The organism is Mesorhizobium sp. P3_A9 (genome assembly GCF_056402975.1).
The window spans coordinates 1-925 of sequence record NZ_JBFUGJ010000743.1 but is presented as its reverse complement, the minus strand read 5'-3'; the positions used below and the strand labels follow the sequence as shown (position 1 = coordinate 925).

The following is a 925-nucleotide window of genomic DNA, read 5'->3' as shown; positions in this document are numbered from 1 at the left end:
GACGACAGCCGCACCGAGCACCAGCCGGCGCGACAGGCGAACCCCCTTCTGTTCACCAACCATGCAAATCCCCCGTTGGCCAAGGGATAGCGCGGCTCTTTGGCAAAAACCATAGGAGCGCAGTCGGGGCCGCGTTCCGCCACCCTGGCCGCATGGCGGTGAGTGACCAGGAGCATGAAAATGGCCGATCCCCAAAGGAACCGGCCAAGACTGGAGCAGGTCTGAAAAGTCCGGTCAGCAGGTCTGCCGACGCATGACGCGGCGACTACGAAGCCTTCTTGATGGACGTCACCATGCCGGTCTTGTCRTCGACKGTCACAGCCACCTTGGCGCCGACCTTCAGCTTKYCGATCTTCGCTTCCGGCGACAGCTGGTAGATCTTGCCGTCGTCGAGCGTGATCGACTTGGTCGTCGGATCGACCGCCTGGATGGTGCCCTGAACGGACGCGGCATAGGCCGTGCCTAGGAAGGCGAGCAGAGCGGCGGTGGTTACGAGGGTTCTTTTCATCGGATGTACTCCGTACTGTTTCGGTTTTCCGGGCCGTCGCCTTGGGCAACGACAGCACCGAACGAGCCGACACTGGGCCGGAAAGCCTGCAGGCCGCAAATCACGTTGAGTGAATTTTCGCAAACAAAATCATAGGCTTAATTCTGACACATTGCTTGCGGGTCAACAGGGCTGGTGTAATCTCGCGCCAATCGCGTCGGCGAATTCTGCCATGAAAAGAGTCGGTTAGATGCCGCATGACTGTCATCATGCCACTGCCCCATTTGCTGTCCTGCGGGATCACAAAAAATGTTCCGGGAAATCGACAAGGACACGTTTTGTTTCGACGCCGGCTAGAGCAATTCCAGGAAAAGTGTGATCGGTTTTCTCGGGAAAAGCGCAGAGCGCTTTCCCTTGGGAATTGCGTGAAAACAAAGA

1 protein-coding gene is annotated in these 925 nt (G+C 57.8%); it reads right to left on the bottom strand.

Annotated elements, in window-relative coordinates:
• Positions 1-265: 265 nt before the first annotated feature.
• Positions 266-508: a DUF1344 domain-containing protein gene (locus tag AC1DX0_RS36450; RefSeq protein ID WP_477359419.1), complete on the bottom strand. Its 243-nt coding sequence runs from the start codon at positions 506-508 to the stop codon at positions 266-268.
• Positions 509-925: the final 417 nt, after the last annotated feature.